Here is a 14,716-nt window from a genome sequence, read left to right on the forward strand (position 1 = left end):
ATGATCGCCATCATTGATTATGGAATGGGTAATTTGCATAGTGTGAGCAAAGCTGTCGAGCGTCTAGGTTACAAAGCTGTTGTAACAGGGGATGCTGAGCAGATCCTTGCAGCTGAGGGCGCTATCCTGCCAGGCGTAGGCGCATTCGGGGATGCGATGGAGCAGCTGCGCGAGTCGGGGCTAAATGATGTCGTCGTCCGTTATGCGGAATCGGGTAAGCCTCTATTGGGGATTTGCCTTGGCATGCAGTTGTTGTTCGCGAGCAGCGAGGAGCATGGGGATCATGAGGGACTTGCCCTTTTGCCTGGCTCGGTCGTTCGCTTTCGCGGTGACTACAAGGTGCCGCATATGGGTTGGAATCGATTAGTCTTTAAGCAAAATGCGAGTCCGATTTTCCAAGGTATCGAAGAAGGGCATGTGTACTTCGTCCACTCCTATCATGTGAAGCCAGAGCGCGAAAGCGACCTGTTGGCGGTAACGGATTACCATCAGCCAGTGACGGCTATTGTAGGCAGAGATAACGTATACGGCATGCAGTTTCACCCCGAAAAAAGTGGGGATATCGGCATGCAGCTGCTTAATAATTTCCTCGCTATGTGTAAATAAGCAAATAACAGTCTTTATCGTCTCTTATTTGGTGCGGTGGGGCGGGTTAGACACAGATAGAAGCTTCTAGGGACTCTTATTCCGGTTGAAAAGTATGAAAAGGATTGGTTTCAGGGAAATAGAAGACTGTAAAGACTCCTATCTGGAGTAATTTAGCCAGTTTTGCAGAAATAGAAGCTTTTGGAGACTCTTATTCGATGTAAAGCCATTGAGCTTTATTGTGAAGGATGAGCAAACCAGCTGTTTTTGCACAAATAGAAGTTTAGCTTAGGAAGGATGTGCCCATCATGTTAGCCAAAAGAATTATTCCTTGCCTAGACGTCAAGGATGGCAGGGTGGTCAAGGGCGTAAATTTCGTTAATTTGCGCGATGCAGGAGATCCGGTAGAGCTGGCTGCGATTTACGATAAAGAAGGCGCGGATGAACTGGTGTTTCTCGATATTTCGGCTTCGGTCGAAGGTCGGGCGACGATGGTGGAGGTTGTCCGTCAAACGGCGGGGGAGATTACGATCCCTTTCACCGTGGGCGGAGGGATCTCAACCGTGGATGACATGAAACGTCTGCTTCGTGCAGGAGCTGATAAGATCGGGATCAACACCGCAGCGGTTCGCAACCCTCAGCTCGTTTCCGATGGAGCTCGTAAGTTTGGTTCCCAGTGTATCGTCGTTGCCATTGATGCGAAGTTTAATGCGGAGTGGGGCGAGTGGGAAGTGTTCACGCATGGCGGACGTAACGCCACTGGTATTAAGACGCTGGAATGGGCGAAGCGTATGGAAGAGCTCGGCGCTGGTGAGATCTTACTTACTAGCATGGATGCTGACGGAACGAAGGACGGCTTTGATTTGAAGCTAACGCGTGCTGTATCCGAACTGCTCACGATTCCTGTGATTGCTTCCGGCGGAGCAGGTAAAGCGGAACATTTCTACGATGTATTTACCGAAGGAAAAGCCGACGCAGGGCTGGCGGCAACCATTTTTCACTATAAAGAGTTAACGATTCAAGGGGTCAAAGATGACCTTAAAGGTAAAGGGGTTGAAATCCGATGACATTTTCACTAGATCAGATTACTTACGATGCACAGGGACTAGTGCCTGCTATCGTACAGGATGCAGTCAGTAAAGAAGTGCTCATGCTTGCCTATATGAATAGCGAATCATTGCAGCGCACGATTCAAACAGGTGACACTTGGTTCTGGAGTCGTTCCCGTCAAGAGCTGTGGAACAAAGGGGCAACTTCCGGTCATACACAAAAGGTAAAATCACTTCGCTACGACTGCGATGCAGACACGCTTCTTGTTCTCGTAGAACAAGTGGGACCTGCTTGCCACAAGGGTACGTACACGTGCTTCACAACGAACATTCCACTCGATTCGGAAAAAGAAACTTCAGTAGCTGCGCCAGCTGCCTCAGCCGGTGATCGCTTCGCAATTCTTGGTGAATTGGAAGTCGTTATTGCTTCGCGTGACGCTGAGCGTCCAGAGGGTGCTTATACGACATATCTTTTCGAGAAAGGCGTCGATAAGATTCTCAAAAAAGTCGGTGAAGAAACAGCCGAAGTGATCATCGCTGCCAAAAACAAAGACAATGAAGAACTTCGATATGAAGCGAGTGATCTTATTTTTCACTTAATGGTCCTTTTACGTAATAATAAATTGCCATTGGATGATATTATGAAAGAGCTCGCCAATCGTCATATCAAAAAATAAATAAAACGACCTGGAGTGAATTCACGATGTTGATTGATTATCACACACATCATGTGCGCTGCGGTCACGCCTCTGGGGAACTGGAGGATTACATCAAACGCGGCATCGAGATCGGGCTCACACAATTGGGGCTTTCTGATCATATGCCGCTTTTGCATGTGGATCCGCAAACGTATTGGCCGGAGATGGCCATGTCGAAGGAAGAGCTGCCTCGATATGTCGAGGAGTGCCTTCACCTGAAAGAGAAGTACAAGGATCAAATTGATATCCGTGTCGGCCTAGAAGGGGATTATATTGAAGGCTACGAGCCAGAGATTGCTGCCATCATTAATGATTATCCATGGGATTATGTGATTGGCTCGGTGCATTTTCTGGGTGAGTGGGATATTTCTGATTTTAGACAGGTGGCCGGTTGGGAAGGCAAGGATATTTATGAAGTCTATGCCCAATACTACGAGGCAGTGAAGAAAGCAGTACGAACCGGACTGTATGATTATATCGGTCATATCGATGTGATCAAGAGATTTGGTTATACGCCGGATCGTGATCCGTGGGACCTCGAGAAAGCAGCATTAGATACGGTGAAGGAATTCGGTCTTGCGATTGAGCTTAATGCTTCAGGCCTACGGATGCCATGTAAAGAGATGTTTCCAAGTCGACGGATGCTGGAATATTGTCATAAGGTGGGAATTCCGTTGACGATTGGATCGGATGCCCATCACCCAGAACGGTTGGCCCAATATTTGGATGAGGCACGAGACCTATTGAAATTGATTGGATTTAACGAAATAGCCACATTTCATGCACGAAATCGTCATCTTGTGACTTTTTAAATTCGACATGTTTCATGTATAATAAGTAGGGCGTGAACAATCTATTTAATGAACCTTCGGAGGTAACCATTAACCATGCATAGCGACAATGTTAAAATTTTTTCCGGATCTTCGAATCCGAAGCTTGCGGAACGTATTTGTAAAGAGCTTGGCCAGCCGCTTGGACAAATCAAACTATCCCGTTTCAAAAGCGGAGAAATCTACTGTCTCTACGAAGAAACGATTCGTAACTGTGACGTATTCCTGGTACAAACATTCTCCCATCCAATTAATGAGCATATGATGGAACTCTTGGTCATGATGGATGCGGCAAAAAGAGCTTCTGCAAAAACGATCAACCTTGTCATTCCTTACTATGGTTACTCCCGTCAAGAACGTAAAGCTGCTCCGCGTGAGCCGATTTCTGCTAAATTAGTAGCTGACTTGTTCAGTGCAGCAGGTGCAGCTCGTGTTGTCACGATTGACTTGCATGCGCCAGCGATTCAAGGCTTCTTCAATATTCCGGTGGATCACCTGACGGCTCTTGATGTCATTAGTGATTGCATCAAAAAGAAAAACTTGCTGGACCCGATCATCGTATCTCCGGATGCAGGCCGCGCGACAACGGCTGAGAAAATGGCAAACATCCTTGATGCGCCATTTGCGATGATGATCAAGAAGCGCCCAGCTCACAATGAATCCGTGATTACTCACGTTATTGGTGATGTTGCAGGCCGCACGCCGATTATTATCGAGGATCTCATCGATACGGGTACGACAATTGTGAACGTTGTTGAAGGTCTCAAAGAAAGAGGAGCCCACGACGTCTATATTTGCGCAACGCACCCTGTGTTCTCCGGCCCTGCCCTGCAGAGACTGGATCACCCGAACATCAAAGAAGTCATCATCACGGATTCCATCGCGATTCCAGATGATCATTCGGGTAAATTCAACGTGCTATCTGTAGCTCCGTTGTTATCTGACGCCATTCGCATTATCAACGACGGTGGTTCCCTATCCTCCCTCTTCAAATACGGCGGCGTTTAAGCGGAAGTTTGAAAAGGCGACTTTGAAAACCTCGATTGAACTAGGATCAAGAGCGCACATATCAAGACCAGATCTTACCTTCGGATAATGTTTTTGGCTTCCAAGCGATCTATGGTATAATTTGAGGAGTGTCATTCAAATTGCCGGAGGTGTCTTGCTATGGAAAAGATTAAGCGTGTATCCGAAGCGCCAAAGCCTAAAGTTATTTCAATTAACATGGATGCCGCATTCTTTTTCGAGAGAGCGGTTCAATCTTTGGATCGGTTTCATTATGATAAGGCATTGAAATATTTCCGGCGAGCTGCAGAATATGAACAGGATAACCCTGTGAATCACTGCAATCTCGCGGGAGTTCTCTCCGAAATGGGCAATTACGACGAGTCGAACCAAATTTTGCAGCATATCCTTGATACCATCGATCCCGAGATGACGGAATGTCATTTTTATATGGCAAACAACTATGCCAACATGGAAAACTTTGAGCTGGCAGAACAAGCATTGGTTCGGTATTTGGAGAATGACTCTGCCGGTCAATTCATGGATGAATCCGAAGAAATGATGGAAATGCTAAGCTATGAGCTTGAACGTCCCGCCCCTCTCACTAGCATTAAGAGTCGAGAAGGGCTCTTCGAGCATGATAAAGCCCGTGCCCTCCTCGAAGAGGGGAAATTTGCTGAAGCTGTGAGACAGCTAGAGAAATTGGTGAAGAATCAGCCCGATTTCACAGCGGCACGTAATAACTTGGCCCTTGCTTATTATTATATGGGTCAATTTGAAAAGGCGATGGAAACGATTCGCGCGGTGCTCGAAATTGATGCCGGGAATCTGCATGCACTTTGTAATATGGCCATTTTCCACCAGCATTTTGGTAATAAGGAAGAGTTGGCTGAGTTGACATCCCTCCTGTGCAAGACGTTCCCGTTTCAGCAAGATCATGTGTTCAAGCTTGCCACTACCATGGGGATCCTTTCTGAACACGAGAAGGCGTACTACTTATTTAAGCGTCTGCTTAAAGCAGGGGACGGTGCGTCTGACCCTTGCCTTTATCATTATGCGGCTGTAGCTGCCAGCCACATCGGTCGATTTGCCGAAGCATTTCGATATTGGAAGCAAGTGGAGAAGCTTGATCCCGGCGCCGAAATCTCCAAGTTTTACTTGGAGCAGCTGCGCTCACGCGAGAAGGCGGAGGGGCCTCTATCGTGGAGTTATCATTACCATTTGCCCTTTGAAGAGCAGTTTCGGGTGCTGGAGAAATCCACGCAAGGGATACCAGACCAATTGAAGAAAGATCCGCTTGTGCGATCATCCTTCTTCTGGGCTTTGCGCCATGGCGATATCGAGACGAAGCTGCAGGTCATCCAAGCATTCGGCTTGATAGCCGACAATGAAGTGAGAGATGCTTTGCAGGATTTCATTCTGGATCGTCAAGAGGATGACTATTTGAAGAAAGTTGCGATTTTCGTGCTTCGCAGCATGGGGATCCGCGAGTCTCTTCCCGCCTATCTCGAGAATGAGGAGATTATGGTGGAGGCTTCACCTTACTCGCCGCATTTGCCTGTATGGAATGTCAAATGGCAGAGCGTGATGGAAACGGCACTCTCCCATATGCACAAGCGTTACGATATGGTTCAACAGTATGATTTGGAAATTCTATGGGTTGAATTTCTGACGAAGATATACCCGACCGTACCTAAGATTCATAAATCTGAGGGCTGGGCTGCTGCGTTAGAATATTTGATCGCTAAGATGCATCGCCGGGCGATTTCCTACCAGGAAGTCTCTACGCGCTATGGTGTAACCGTCTCAACCGTAAGTCGGAATGTGAAACTGATTGATGATACATGCGGTTTGCGTGAAAAAATGGAAGCTATTTTCAACAAATTTACGAGCATTTGATAGCTGGGCCATTGCTTCGTCAAAAACCTGGCTTTCATCCATAAATTAAGCGGCAGTCTGACTGCTCGCAGAGAAACAATAGAGGCATTCGATGATCGTTTGTTAAGACAAACTCAGACGATGCTGACAAAAAAGATAGCTTTCCTAAGGAAAGCACCTAGGAGGGAAACCATATGTACAAATCAGTCGTCGTAGGAACAGGTCCATCCGGTCTAACAGCAGCCATTTATTTAGCGCGTGCCAACCTTAGCCCGCTCGTTATCGAGGGGCCAGAGCCAGGCGGTCAGTTGACCACAACAACCGAAGTAGAGAATTTTCCAGGCTTCCCTGAAGGGATCATGGGACCTGAATTAATGGAAAATATGCGCAAGCAAGCAGAGCGCTTTGGCGCCGAATTCAAAACCGGCTGGGTCAATTCTGTTGAGCTGACGAAGCGTCCGTTTAAACTGCACGTTGAAGGTCTTGGCGAGATCGAGACAGAAACATTGATTATCTCCACAGGTGCTTCCGCTAGATTGCTCGGTATTACCAATGAGAAAGAAAGCATCGGACGCGGCGTAAGCACTTGCGCAACGTGTGACGGTTTCTTCTTCCGCGGCAAAAAGATTATTGTCGTTGGGGGTGGTGACTCCGCGATGGAAGAGGCGAACTTCCTTACTCGATTTGCTTCGGAGGTTCGATTAGTACACCGTCGCGACGAGCTTCGCGCCTCCAAAATTATGCAGGATCGTGCTCGCGGTAACGAAAAAGTGAAATGGTCACTGAATAATACGCCGCTTGAAGTTTTATCTGGCGAAAAAGGTGTAACGGGTCTGAAAGTGAAAAATAACGTGACCGGTGAAGATGAAATCATCGAAACGGATGGTATCTTTGTAGCGATCGGTCATACACCGAATACGAAGTTCCTGGGTGGACAAATCGAAACCGATGACCATGGCTACATTATTGTGAAGCCAGGCACAACAGAGACGAATATCCCGGGCGTATTTGCTTGTGGTGACGTGCAAGATTCGAAGTATCGCCAAGCGATTACTGCAGCAGGAAGTGGATGTGCGGCTGCCCTGGAAGCTGAAAAGTTCCTGGAAAACAACATGGTACACGACTGGAGCAAGTCGCTGTAAGAGGTCTGAAGTCATTTATAAACGTGGAGGGCTAATCTCTCCACGTTTTCTCATTTCTTTGGGGAGTTAGTTGAATCTTGACCTGTTTACAGGCTTGACTTATAGTTGAAACAGGAGCATATGCCCGAAAATCTAAGAATTATTCATGAGGTGACCTTGCAATGTCAAATCAAATTTATATCGGTGTAGATTTAGGCGGTACCAACATTAAAGTCGGCATTTGCGACGAGCAGGGAAAATTGCTGCATACGTTTGAAGGTCCTACAGGTGCGGAGAATGGCGCTGATTTCGTACTGGAGCGAATTGCACAGTACGTACGCCAAATTGTCGAAGATTCTTCGTTTGAGTGGGAGCAAGTAGCTGGTATAGGTGCAGGTCTAGCTGGATTTATGGATATTCCGGAAGGCTTCGTCAAATTCTCTCCCAATTTGCAATGGCGCAATGTCCCTGCGAAGAAAACGTTAGAGACTCTTCTCGGTAAAACGGTTAAGATCGACAACGATGCGAATGTTGCTGCTTTAGGCGAAGCTTGGGCTGGTGCCGGAGCAGGTATTCCGAATGTTGTTTGTTACACACTTGGTACAGGTGTAGGCGGCGGTATTATTATTAATAGTAAAATTTATCAAGGCTCTGCTGGTATGGCTGGAGAACTTGGTCATATGTCCGTTGTTCCTGACATTGAGGCGATTCAGTGTGGATGTGGGCAAATGGGCTGTCTGGAAACGGTCTCTTCCGCGACAGGTATTGTTCGTATGGCGAATGAAGCTGTTGAACGCGGCGAGCGAACGTCTTTGGCGCTTCACGAGAAGATTGAAGCGAAGCATGTATTCGATGCAGCGAAGAGCGGAGATGAAGTTTCCCTGCGCATCGTAAACCGTGCTGCATATTATATTGGACGATCAATGGCAGCGATGGCTGTTATTATTAACCCGAAACGATTTATCATCGGTGGTGGTGTTTCTAAAGCGGGGGAAATCTTATTTCAACCAATCCGTGAAACCTTTAAGAAATACACACCAGAGACAGCCGCAGAAGGTGTTGAGATTGTTGCTGCGACACTCGGTAATGATGCTGGCGTCGTTGGCGCTGCTGGATTGAATTTGCGATAGACGCAGAAGATCAGGTTCGTATGGTTAGCGATTCTGAGTTGGCCTGCGAGAGCACTCCAAAGGAAGGTGTCATTCATGGAAGAAAATCACCCTTTAGCGAAACTAGTCATAATAACAGGAATGTCGGGAGCTGGAAAGACGATTGCCGTACAGAGTCTCGAGGATCTTGGATTCTTCTGCGTCGACAATTTGCCGCCTGTGCTCATTCCTAAATTTGCTGAATTGATCGAGCAGTCGATGGGGAAAATCGGCAAAGTCGCACTGGTGATTGATTTGCGGGGGCGTGAATTTTTCACTGCACTTCAGGAGTCGCTTCGTTATATTCAAGAGAATTACACGCTTAGTTATGAAATTCTATTCCTAGACGCTACCGATGCGACGCTAGTTCAGCGTTACAAAGAAAGCCGCCGCCGTCACCCGCTTGCTCCCAATGGAGCGCCGCTTGAAGGTATAGGCCTGGAGCGTAAGCTGTTGGAAGAGCTGAAAGGCCTAGCCACACAGGTTATCGACACAAGTATACTAAAGCCGGTGCAGCTCAAAGAAAGAATTATTTCTCGGTTTACCAATTTGGAAACAAACCGCATATCTATAAATGTAATCTCTTTCGGATTTAAGTATGGTATCCCTATTGATGCCGATTTAATCTTCGATGTTCGCTTCCTGCCGAATCCACACTATGTAGAACAGCTACGCCCGCAGACAGGCCAAGACCCCGATGTGTATGACTACGTGATGAAGTGGACAGAGACTCAAGAATTCCTGAATAAACTGCTTGATATGCTGAATTTCTTGATGCCTCAATATAAGAAAGAAGGTAAGAGTCAAGTTGTTGTTGGAATTGGCTGCACAGGAGGTAAGCACCGATCCGTCGCCATTACCGAATACCTCGGTAAAGTGATGGGGAATAGTGAAACGGAAACCGTGCGTTTGAGTCATCGCGATGCCGAGCGGGACCGCGTCTAAGCGGTCTTACGATTAAGAGGGTGAAAGAAGTATGGAACATGGTAAATCACAACAAACTCCCAGAATAGTCGTTATCGGTGGTGGAACAGGTCTTTCGGTTATGCTTAGAGGTTTGAAGGAAAAGCCGGTTGATATTACAGCAATTGTGACGGTAGCGGATGATGGAGGAAGCTCCGGTATTCTTCGGAATGAAATGCAGATGCCTCCTCCGGGTGACATTCGCAGCGTACTGACAGCATTAGCAGATGTCGAACCTTTGCTGGAGCTAATTTTACAGTATCGATTTCAAGTGGGGACAGGTTTAGCTGGACACAGTCTGGGAAATCTAATATTAGCGGCGCTTACAGATATAACAGGTGATTTTGTCACGGCGGTTCAAGAGATGAATCGGGTATTCGCTGTCCGTGGCCGAGTGCTGCCGGCATCGAATCAGGCCATCGTGTTGAAAGCGATTATGGAAGATGGTACCTTAGTCATAGGCGAGTCCAAGATTCCGAAGGCGGATGGACGAATCAAGCGCGTATTCCTCGAACCCGCTAATGTGACACCGCTTGCTGAAGCGATTCAAGCTATACGCGAAGCAGACGCTATCCTTTGCGGGCCTGGTAGTTTATATACCAGCCTGCTGCCAAATTTACTTGTTCCCGGAATCGCAGAAGAGATTGTGAAATCGAAAGCTGTAAAGCTATTCATTTGCAATGTGATGACACAGCCTGGGGAAACCGACGACTATTCGGTCAGTGATCACCTCGATGCGATTCATGATCACCTTAAACAACATTTGTTTGACTATGTGATCGTGAATAACGGGGAAATACCTCCGCAAGTTCAGGCGAAATATGCGGAAAAGGGTTCGAAAGCGGTTCATTTGGACTTGGATGAAGTCACGAAGCGAGGGTACCGGGTTATTGCAGATCGGCTCGTACTATTTCGCACCTACCTTCGTCATGATGCAGAGAAATTGAGTGACCATATTTATCAGCTCGTCGAAAGCTGTATGTTAAGGAAGAAGTGAGTCCCATGTCCTTTGCGGCAACCACCAAAAAAGAATTAACCTTAATTACGGAAGCGGAAGCGTGTTGTGAGAAAGCGGAGCTGTCGGCCTTAATTCGAATGAATGGGTCCGTTCAGTTAACTAATCAACGCGTCGTTCTCGATATTTCCACCGAAAACGCCGCTATTGCCAGACGTATATATACTCTTATCAAAAAGACGTACAAATTGCACACGGAACTGCTCGTGCGCAAAAAAATGCGTCTGAAGAAGAACAATGTATATATTGTTAGAGTGCCCGGACAGGTACAAGAGCTGCTCAGTGATCTGAAAATTGTTTCCGAAGGGTTCATCTTCACTACGGGAATTAACAAAGAGATTATTCGAGGCAACTGCTGCAAGCGTGCCTATCTTCGTGGGGCTTTCATGGCTGGAGGCTCAGTGAATAACCCTGAAGGATCTTCATATCATCTGGAGATTGCCTCGATCTACGAGGAGCATTGTAAGGCGTTGGCGCAGCTTGCGAACAAATTCGACTTGAATGCCCGTTTCATCGAACGCAAAAAAGGGTTCGTGCTGTACATTAAAGAAGGCGAGAAGATTATTGAGTTTCTGAGTATCATTGGCGCACATCAAGCGTTATTGCGCTTTGAGGATGTCAGGATTATGAAGGATATGCGTAACTCGGTAAATCGAATTGTCAATTGTGAAACAGCGAACTTAAACAAGACAATTGGTGCAGCGGTAAGACAGATCGAAAATATTCGTCTCCTGCAAAGGGAGGTCGGACTTGATAGCTTACCTGAGAAGCTTAGAGAGGTCGCCGAAATTAGGCTTCAGCATCCCGATCTAAATCTCAAGGAAGTTGGTGACATGCTCAAGGGCAGTGTTAGCAAATCCGGCGTCAATCATCGTTTGCGGAAAATTGACGAATTAGCTGAAAAACAGCGGAATTCGTAGATAAGAAGCTCTTGTACAGTACATGTATAAGTTTTTCTCATTTTTTCTAGTGTACTTCAGGGAAAAATGCTATAATGTTAAAACATAAGGTATAGTACTGTTATTAATAGTAATTCATATAAGCTCCACACTAGGGGGAATTAGTTCCATGTCCAGACGTCCAGTCGTTGTGAAGTTGAGAACAGGACTTCATGCCAGACCTGCGGCATTGTTTGTTCAAGAGGCGAATAAATTTTCATCCGAGATCTTTGTTGAGAAAGATGAAAAGAAAGTGAATGCTAAAAGCATCATGGGAATTATGAGTCTTGCGATCAGCACAGGGACCGAAGTCTTCATCAGTGCAGAAGGTTCGGACGCAGAGCAGGCTGTAAACGCTTTAGTAACGCTAGTCAGCAAGGAAGAATTGGAAAACCAATAATCCTTCAAAAGCTTCCTTTCGAGGAGGCTTTTTTGCAAGTAGCAGAATGCTAACGCGCTAAGATTAATAAGTGTCAATTCTGTTAACATTTAGGGGAATTAGCAACCTTTTTCTCTTGTCGACGTCTAATGAACGTGGTCAATGAAGGAAAGGGCTATTTGCCGTTCCTTACGTCTGTCAAAGGAGCTAGAGGGAATGAAATTGAATGTGTTAAAAAAAGAGATTACCGTCCTGCTGGCATTGCTCGTGTTTCTTGCTAGCGCAATAACGGCACCTGCGGCTCAAGCGGTCTCGACAAGCTCGTCCTTTATTTTACTTTATATCGATAAGGCAGAAGCATTTGTTAATGAACAGCAGATTCATTTGGATGCACCATCCACCATTATTAATGGCAGTACGTACGTACCTGCTAAATTCCTCGGTGACACATTGGGCTTTCTAGTGGAATGGAATGATGCTTCACGGACCATTCAGATGACCCCTCCGGGTTACAACATCGTTCTAGATGCCGATCATAAGACGGTGACGACGAATGGTGTGGATACACCCTTTAACTCAGTTGCCACTATCGTAAATGGTAAGCTTCTAGTGAAGCTTACTTGGTTAGCCGATTATATGGGTGCGAAGTATAAGTATAACAATGAGTTGCGTCGTGTGGAAATCGTGCACTTTAAGGCGCCTGAGGGCATCTACATTGACCAGGATAGCAATTCCAGACCAGTAGCCAAGTTTACAACTGCGAAGCCTACATACCGACTTGGAGAGCCTGTGAAGTATTTGGATTTGAGTTACGATCCCGATGCGGAAGGTATTGCGTCGTATGATTGGGTAGGCAATCAGGAAGCCTTTTTCAAACCAGGTAAATATCCGGTTACTTTGACGGTGAAAGACGGTCATGGACATGTGAGTAAATTGTTCAAAAGTTTTGTAACGGTGGTTAACGAGCCCTACTTGACTGAAGTCGAATACCCGATTTATATGAAACCGGTAGGCGGTTTTATCAAGTCAGACTGGGGCACGATTTGGTCTCATTTCAATGAGATGGCTCCTTTGCCTAAGAAAGTAACTGAGGTTCCAGGGAGAACGCTGCTAGTGAGTGATAGTCCCGAAGAGTTTACGGAGAGCGGAATCCTGTACCGGGATAACATCAACGGTAAGGCGCGACTGTATGCCGATCATATTAATGGCACGAAACAGAAAATGACCATGGCGATATTCGCAACGAACAACACGAATAAGCCGATTAAGATCAAGACAACGAATAAAGGCGAGGTTTACCCTTCCGTTTATGCGAATTTGATTGGCAGCGAGGCATCTGTAGATTTCCTTCTGGAAAATGTGTATACGGACGAACTGACAGTGCCTCCTCATGAAACCTATGTGTACGCTAAGCTTCCAGATTTCTATCCAGGGCAAGGTGTGAACTTGTTCTATGATGTGGAAACAGACGGTGAGCTGCAAATCTCATTCGGTGTGACGGATCAAAAATTGACGCCGACTACCGCGCAGGAGCTGCCGCTATTGGCTTTCACTGGTCACGTGCGAGGGACATTCCCGGTCTCGGAGATTAAATGGGACGTGGACGCATCAAGCTTCACGAAAACGTCTGTGTTAACGATCGGAGATAATAAAACAGATCCATTCGTTAAAGGCTATGACGTGATGCGTAAGGAGAATGTGGAGAATGGCGGTAATTATGGCGTGGTTTATAAAATCCATGCGGATAAGCCGCGCAAGATGGCTGTTATGATAATGGCCAAAGGCGGCGTGTTCAAAGGACCGTTCAAAATTAACGGCGAGATCATCCCAGTTCCTTACTCTGGTGTCATTACGGCATTTGACGGAATGGAAGTGTTAGCTCGTACGACAGGTACGGAAGACGCGCTTGACATCGAGTTCACGCCTCCGGCTGGCTCGGCATTCCCGATTGATCTCATTTTCTACCCATTGGATGAGAAGAAGTAAGGAAGACCGTGCAGAGTTGTTTTCCTGGATTGCAGCAAAAAACTCGAAACAAAAAAACCAGCCTGTGACCGCTCGTAAGGAGCAGTCGTTGCAGGCTGGTTTTTTTTGTTTGCGGATTAGACGCGCTCGATCACTTTATCAATGAGTCCGTACTCGGCTGCTTCTGCAGCGCTCATGAAATTGTCGCGGTCTGTATCTTTTTCGATGCGCTCGAAAGTTTGTCCCGTGCGCTCTGCTAGAATTTTGTTCAGGTTGTCTCTCATTTTCAAAATACGCTTAGCGCGAATTTCGATGTCTGAGGCTTGGCCTTCAGCGCCGCCGAGCGGTTGGTGAATCATCACTTCACTGTTCGGAAGAGCGTACCGTTTGCCTTTGGCGCCTGCCGTGAGGAGAAATGCCCCCATGGAAGCAGCCATACCAACGCAGATCGTGGACACGTCTGGCTTAATGAACTGCATCGTGTCAAAGATGGCCATGCCGGCTGTAATGGAACCGCCTGGGCTGTTGATGTAAAGCGAGATATCTTTATCAGGATCTTGTGCGGCCAAGAAAAGTAACTGAGCAATGATGGAATTCGCCACAACATCGTTGACGCCCGTGCCTAAGAAAATAATGCGGTCCTTCAGCAAGCGAGAGTAGATGTCATATCCTCTTTCACCGCGCGCGTCCTGTTCGACGACCATAGGGATAAAGCTCATGAAAATGACCTCCTTCAATGGGTACTTGGTTTAAAAGATTGATACGTGGAGTCAATGTCATCATTGAATTATGAAATTGATCTCCCTGGTACATACTGTTAACAGTATCTACAAATATGATAACGAAAAAACCTCTGAAGGTCAAGAAAGGTCAAACTAACAACAAAAAAAATCAGTTTGGAAACTGATTCTGAGTGTTTCGTATACGCGCCCGAAAGGAATCGAACCTTTATCTCAGGCTTCGGAGGCCTACGTCATATCCATTGGACCACGGGCGCATAATGTTAAAAAGTGAAGCAAGGGTTATTATATGTCAGCGGCCCATAAAAAGCAAGATGGTAAGCCCTTACAACGCCTATTAGTGAAAATTGTTTGAACAAATGTTGAATATTAAATAGCAATTGGTTATAATAAGCGTGTAAG

14 protein-coding genes and 1 tRNA gene are annotated in these 14,716 nt (G+C 46.4%); 13 read left to right on the forward strand and 2 right to left on the reverse strand.

Annotated features, from left to right (window positions below):
- The 13 genes from hisH to BLT91_RS23180 all read left to right on the forward strand — a co-directional run bounded on the left by hisH (position 1) and on the right by BLT91_RS23180 (position 13,595).
- Positions 1-606 (forward strand): imidazole glycerol phosphate synthase subunit HisH, encoded by a 606-nt coding sequence (gene hisH, locus BLT91_RS23120; RefSeq protein ID WP_090825355.1) that lies wholly within the window; start codon positions 1-3, stop codon positions 604-606.
- Positions 607-893: 287 nt separating this feature from the next.
- A complete protein-coding gene (gene hisF / locus BLT91_RS23125; RefSeq protein ID WP_090825357.1) occupies positions 894-1,652 on the forward strand; it encodes an imidazole glycerol phosphate synthase subunit HisF in 759 nt (252 codons plus the stop codon).
- Entirely contained in the window at positions 1,649-2,311 is a 663-nt protein-coding gene (hisIE, locus tag BLT91_RS23130; RefSeq protein ID WP_090825359.1) for a bifunctional phosphoribosyl-AMP cyclohydrolase/phosphoribosyl-ATP diphosphatase HisIE, read from the forward strand. Before hisF ends, hisIE begins: the two co-directional genes overlap by 4 nt.
- A 26-nt stretch (positions 2,312-2,337) precedes the next feature.
- Complete coding sequence (hisJ, locus tag BLT91_RS23135) at positions 2,338-3,144, forward strand: histidinol-phosphatase HisJ (RefSeq protein ID WP_090825361.1); 807 nt, start codon at positions 2,338-2,340, stop codon at positions 3,142-3,144.
- A gap of 75 nt (positions 3,145-3,219) precedes the next feature.
- Positions 3,220-4,170, forward strand: coding sequence for a ribose-phosphate diphosphokinase (locus BLT91_RS23140; protein WP_090825363.1), 951 nt, complete (start codon positions 3,220-3,222; stop codon positions 4,168-4,170).
- A 159-nt stretch (positions 4,171-4,329) separates the two neighbouring features.
- The gene (locus BLT91_RS23145) at positions 4,330-6,066 is read left to right on the forward strand and encodes a tetratricopeptide repeat protein (RefSeq protein WP_090825365.1); all 1,737 of its coding nucleotides are present in this window, start codon (positions 4,330-4,332) and stop codon (positions 6,064-6,066) included.
- 173 nt (positions 6,067-6,239) lie between these two features.
- Positions 6,240-7,187 (forward strand): thioredoxin-disulfide reductase, encoded by a 948-nt coding sequence (gene trxB, locus BLT91_RS23150; protein ID WP_090825367.1) that lies wholly within the window; start codon positions 6,240-6,242, stop codon positions 7,185-7,187.
- 161 nt (positions 7,188-7,348) lie between these two features.
- Positions 7,349-8,296, forward strand: coding sequence for an ROK family glucokinase (locus tag BLT91_RS23155; RefSeq protein WP_090825369.1), 948 nt, complete (start codon positions 7,349-7,351; stop codon positions 8,294-8,296).
- 75 nt (positions 8,297-8,371) lie between these two features.
- The gene (rapZ, locus tag BLT91_RS23160) at positions 8,372-9,259 is read left to right on the forward strand and encodes an RNase adapter RapZ (protein WP_090825371.1); all 888 of its coding nucleotides are present in this window, start codon (positions 8,372-8,374) and stop codon (positions 9,257-9,259) included.
- A 31-nt stretch (positions 9,260-9,290) separates the two neighbouring features.
- Entirely contained in the window at positions 9,291-10,274 is a 984-nt protein-coding gene (yvcK, locus tag BLT91_RS23165) for a gluconeogenesis factor YvcK family protein (RefSeq protein WP_090825373.1), read from the forward strand.
- 5 nt (positions 10,275-10,279) lie between these two features.
- Positions 10,280-11,212 (forward strand): DNA-binding protein WhiA, encoded by a 933-nt coding sequence (gene whiA / locus BLT91_RS23170; RefSeq protein ID WP_090825375.1) that lies wholly within the window; start codon positions 10,280-10,282, stop codon positions 11,210-11,212.
- 148 nt (positions 11,213-11,360) lie between these two features.
- Positions 11,361-11,630 carry an HPr family phosphocarrier protein gene (locus BLT91_RS23175; protein WP_028555561.1) on the forward strand — a complete coding sequence of 90 codons (270 nt, stop codon included), beginning with the start codon at positions 11,361-11,363 and terminating at the stop codon, positions 11,628-11,630.
- A gap of 195 nt (positions 11,631-11,825) precedes the next feature.
- Complete coding sequence (locus BLT91_RS23180) at positions 11,826-13,595, forward strand: copper amine oxidase N-terminal domain-containing protein (RefSeq protein WP_254777086.1); 1,770 nt, start codon at positions 11,826-11,828, stop codon at positions 13,593-13,595.
- A 116-nt stretch (positions 13,596-13,711) separates the two neighbouring features.
- Here BLT91_RS23180 and clpP read toward each other — a convergent pair whose 3' ends face one another.
- Complete coding sequence (gene clpP, locus BLT91_RS23185; RefSeq protein WP_029195996.1) at positions 13,712-14,293, reverse strand: ATP-dependent Clp endopeptidase proteolytic subunit ClpP; 582 nt, start codon at positions 14,291-14,293, stop codon at positions 13,712-13,714.
- A 206-nt stretch (positions 14,294-14,499) separates the two neighbouring features.
- Positions 14,500-14,571, reverse strand: a tRNA-Arg gene (locus BLT91_RS23190).
- Positions 14,572-14,716 lie beyond the last annotated feature (145 nt).

Source organism: Paenibacillus sp. yr247 (genome assembly GCF_900103825.1).
In the GTDB taxonomy this organism is placed as follows: domain Bacteria; phylum Bacillota; class Bacilli; order Paenibacillales; family NBRC-103111; genus Paenibacillus_E.